Source organism: Streptosporangium minutum (assembly GCF_002149035.1).
GTDB lineage: Bacteria > Actinomycetota > Actinomycetes > Streptosporangiales > Streptosporangiaceae > Streptosporangium > Streptosporangium minutum.
Genome location: NZ_NGFP01000401.1, coordinates 1 through 4,937, shown reverse-complemented (window position 1 = coordinate 4,937; position 4,937 = coordinate 1). Strand labels below are relative to the sequence as shown.

Sequence of the window (4,937 nt, the reverse complement as noted above, 5' to 3'; positions counted from 1 at the left end):
CCCCCACCGCCCACCCGAACGGCGACCCGTGGGGTGGCTCGTGAGCGCATGAGCTCATGAGCTCATGAAGTGAGCGTCGCGGGCCGGCATCAGCCGGCCGAACGGCCGGAGACATAATGTCTCCGGCCGTTTTCCGTTGCCGCATCAAAGAGGTCGCGGTCACAAACAGTGGACGAACTCATCAGAATCCACATAATCCCCCTGGCAGGCAATCACGCGAAGTAGTACACTCCCCACGAAAGAGACACATTGCACACGGGGTGACTCTGGTCTCGGTAGGATGAGCAGCCGCGGACATCGCGAACATCAACGACAATTACCGACACAGACAGATCTTCCTGGTCTCCCTGAGGACGCACGCCTGACAGTGAGGTTGGACAACTGACGCTTCTCTCGCATCGGGAAGCGTAGGGACTTTCGCACGGGCCGGGGTTGCGGGTTTTCTTCAAGGAGATGCGGGTGGAGTTTCGCGTTCTGGGCCCTCTGGAGGTAGTCACCGGCGACCAACGGCTCGATCTGGGAGGCATCAGGCAGCAGACGGTGCTCGCCGCCCTCCTCCTTGACGCCAACCGGGCGGTCACCACCGGCCGGCTCATGGAGGCGATCTACGGAGACGATCCCCCGACCACCTCACGGGCTCAGGTGCAGATCTGCATCTCCGCGCTCCGGCGCCTCTTCGCCGCCCACAGCAGCGCCGACGTCATCTCCACCCAGTCCCAGGGATACGCGCTCCAGGCCGACAGCAGCCAGATCGACTCGCACCGCTTCGAGAAGCTCGTCCTGCAGGCCCGGCGCGCCCGCGAGGCCCGCAACCTCGACGAGGCCATAAAGCACTACCGCAAGGCCCTCGCGCTCTGGCGCGGACCCGCCCTGGACGGCATCGAGAGCAGGCTCGTGCAGTCGGCGGCGAGCAGGCTCGCCGAACACCGGATCACGGCGAACGAGGACTGCGTCCAGCTCGAACTGGACCTGGGCAGGCACCACGAACTGGTCGGCGAGCTCACCGAGCTCGTGGAGGAGTATCCGCTGCGTGAGCGGCTCCGCGGCCAGCTCATGCTGGCGCTGTACCGCTCGGGCCGCCAGGCCGAGGCGCTGCAGGTCTACCGGCTCGCCCGGCAGACAATGATCGAAGAACTGGGGATCGAGCCCAACGAGCGGCTCCAGCAGCTCGAATACGCCATCCTCACCTCCGACGAGAGTCTCGACCTGCCGGCGCAGCCCGCCAAGGTCGTCGAGGAGCCGGCGCCCCGCGTCCCGAACGCGCCGAGCATGCTCCCCACCGACATCGCCGACTTCACCGGACGCACCAAGCAGATCGACGACATCCGCCAGCGGCTGACGCTCGCCGTCGACGACCGGTCCCGCTTCGCCGTACCGATCATCGCGATCGTCGGGAAGGCGGGGATCGGGAAGACCACCGTCGCGGTGCACTCCGCGCACAGCGTCGCCGAGCACTTCCCCGACGGGCAGCTCTACGCCGACCTGCACGGAGGCGTCTCACGCCCGACCAGCCCGATGCAGGTGCTCGAACGGTTCCTGCGCGTGCTCGGCGTGCCCGGCACCGCGCTCCCCGACGGCCTGGAGGAGCGGGCGGAGATGTACCGCGCCCTGCTCGCCGATCGCAGGATGCTGATCGTGCTGGACGACGCGGGCAACGAGAGCCAGGTCCTGCCGCTGCTTCCGGGCAACCCCGCCTCCGCGGTGATCATCACCAGCCGGAGCCGGCTGGCCGGGCTGGCCGGTGCGATCCACGTCGACGTGGACGTCTTCGATTCGAGCCAGTCGATGGATCTGCTGTCCCGGATAGCGGGTGTGGAGCGGGTGCAGTCCGAGGCGCAGTCCGCCGCGGCGCTGGCCGAGCTCTGCGGACAGCTCCCCCTGGCGCTCCGCATCGCCGGCGCGCGGCTCCTGGCCCGCCCCCACTGGAGCATCGAGCAGCTCGTGGGACGGCTGGAGGACGAGACCCGCCGGCTGGACGAGCTCAAACACGGCGACATGGGGATCAGGGCCAGCATCTCGCTGACCTATGACAGCGCCTCCGAGGACGCCCGCCGGCTCTTCCGGCGCCTGGCGATCCTGGACTCCCAGATCTTCTCCGCCTGGATCAGCGCGGCACTCCTCGACATGCCCTTCGCCGACGCGCAGGACCTGCTGGACGACCTGGCCGACGCGCAGCTCGTCGAGACCACCGGGGTCGGGCGTGGCGTGCACACGCAGTACAGGTTCCATGACCTCATCCGGGTGTTCGCCCGGGAGCGCCTCGCCGCGGAGGAGTCCGCCGGCGAGCGCGGCGCGGCGCTGGGCCGCGTGCTCGGCGGCCTGCTCTTCCTCGCGGAGGCGGCCCGCCGGCGGGAGTACGGCCCCGACATCCTGATCCACAGCGACGCCTCCCTCTGGTCTTTGCCCAGGGATCTGGTCGACCAGCTCATCGCGGTGCCGCTCGCCTGGTTCGAGCGTGAGCGCATGATCCTGGTCTCCGGCATCCGGCAGGCGGCGCAGGCGGGCCTCGTCGAGCTCTGCTGGAGCCTGACGATCAACGCGGTGACGTTCTTCGAGGCGCGGGTCTACCTCGACGACTGGCGGGAGACCCACGACATCGCGCTGGCGGCCACCCGGCACGCCCGGGACAAGCGCGGCCAGGCGGCGGTGCTTCACTCGATGGGCTCGCTGGCCATCACCGAGCAGCGGTTCGACGACGCGCAGCGCGAATTCGAAGCGGCGGTCAGGCTGTTCCGGGAGGTCAGCGACGATCGCGGTGTCGCCATGGCCATCCGCAACATCGGGTTCCTCGACCGGATGAACGGCCGCTTCGACGAGGCGGCGGCGCACTACGAATGGGCGCTGGAGATATTCCGCACCATCGGGGACCAGGTCGCCGCGGCCTACGCGCTCCACAACCTGGCCCAGCTCAGGCTGGAGTTCGACGACCTCGAAGGCGCCAAACGGCTGCTGTCGGAGGCGCTGCAGCTCAGCGGGAACGGCGGCAGCCGGAGGGTGCGGGCCCAGGTCCTGCACCGGATGGGGCACGTCCATCTCCAGTCGGACGAGCCCGCCCTCGCCGCCCGCGTCTTCGACGAGGCGCTGACCGTCGTCAGGGACATCGGCGACCCCACCGGAGAGGCGTACGCGCTGCACGGCCTGGGCATCGCACGGCTACGGCAGGGCATGCTCGCCGAGGCCGAGGGGGCACTGCGCCACGCCCTGATGCTGGCCAGCACATCCAGCCAGCGGCTCGCGGAGGCGCGGGTGCTGGTCGGGCTGGGTGAGCTGGCCATCGCGTCCGGCAACCCTGCACAGGCCGTGCCCTATTTCCAGCAGGCCCTGGCCCTGTTCCGCCGGATCCAGGTCCCGGTGCACGAGGCCCGCACTCTCGTCATGCTCGGCGACGCGCACCTGGCCGCCGGAGACAGTTCCGCGGCGCACGACGCGCTGGCCGAGGCCCACGCCCTGGCCGAGAAGCTGGATCCCCCGGCGGCCGAGCAGGTGCGCGAGCAGCTCGCCGAAAGGGCGCGCGGCCGGGCGGAGTGACGGAGGCGCCGCCTCCTCGGAACGTTCCGGGACGGCGGAGAGACGTCTGCTCAGGGCGTTCTCCCGGATCGTCGCATCAGCGGTGCCCCGGCGAAGTCGACGGACGTACCGCGATGTCCGTTGCGATCGGCTGGTCGACCGGAGTGTCATCGCAGGTCATCCGGTGACGCGGGCTCGACTGCAGTCCACCGGATCGGACGAATTTGCCGGGGCCCTGCCGCGGTAGGAATCGCCTTACGGCACCAGGTTCGAAAATCCGTGGGCGAGCGCGGCCAGATCCACTTTTACGGGTCGCCGGCAGCTCAGCGCGTAGTGGGCCGGCATGGCCAGGAATGATCACTCTAGAGAGTGACGGCAATAGGCTGATAAATCCTGATAATGGGCGGATGTTTGCAGCGGGCCGGGTTGGTAGAGCGGTTGACGCGGCGCTTGCGGTGGGCGTGGTCCTCGCTACGGTTGGGCCGCTTCTACTGCCCGATCCCAAACCGTGGTGGATCATCGGGCTGGGGCTGCTGGCGTCTGTGCCGGTGTGGTGGCGCAGGCGGGCGCCGATGGTGGTGGCGGTGGTGGTCGGGGCGGCGATGTCGGTGATGGTGACGTGGGAGAAGCCGTTCCTGCCCTTTGGTCCGCTGCTGGCCGTCTACACGATCGCCGACCTGAGCCCCACCTGGAAGAGGCTGGCGGCAATTCCGGTGATCGTGGCGGCTGTGGGTTCCTCGCTGGTGCTGCCGAGGGAGAACGACGAGACCTTCCGGCTGGTGGGGACTGCCTTCGTGGCCGCCTACGCGCTGGGCACCAGTGTCAGGGCGAGCCGCTCGCGAGCCGCCGAGCTGGCCGAGCGGGCACGGCGGCGGGAGCAGGAGCACATCGCGGCGGCGGCCGAGGAGCGCACCCGGATCGCGCGCGACATGCATGACATCATCACCCATTCCGTTGGGCTGATGGTGGTCCAGGCCGAAGCCGGGCCGGTGGTGGCGCGCAGCGACCCGGACGAGGCCGAGGCGGTTTTCGATGCGATCGCCGACACGGGAAGGGGTGCGCTGGCCGAGCTCCGGGGGGTGCTCGCCGCACTGCGGACCCAGGGCGAAGGCGGCGGACCGGCGTGGGGCCATGCCGGCGAGCGCCTGGGCGGGTTGCTGTTTCAGCCCCGTCTGGCCAACCTGCCCGCGCTGCTCGAGCGCAGCGGCCTCGATGTGGTGAGCACGACCGTCGGTACCCCGCGCCCGGTCGCCGCAAGCATTGAGGCCGCCGTCTACCGCATCGTTCAGGAGGCGCTGACCAACGTGCGCAAGCACGCCGGTACGCGTGCCGTACGCCTCACTCTGACCTGGTGGGAGAGCCTGACGGTGGAGATCGCCGATGACGGGCGGGGGCCGGGTGAGGACGGTGGGTACGGACTGGCCGGGATG

General features: G+C 69.5%; 2 protein-coding genes. Both read left to right on the top strand.

The genetic code is table 11. The annotated features are described in order from the left end of the window. The first annotated feature begins 459 nt into the window (after positions 1-459). Positions 460-3,528: an AfsR/SARP family transcriptional regulator gene (locus CA984_RS42525; RefSeq protein ID WP_086578969.1), complete on the top strand. Its 3,069-nt coding sequence runs from the start codon at positions 460-462 to the stop codon at positions 3,526-3,528. A gap of 386 nt (positions 3,529-3,914) precedes the next feature. After that, positions 3,915-4,937 (top strand): sensor histidine kinase (locus CA984_RS42520; protein ID WP_207621257.1); only part of this gene is annotated, 1,023 nt, incomplete at its 3' end.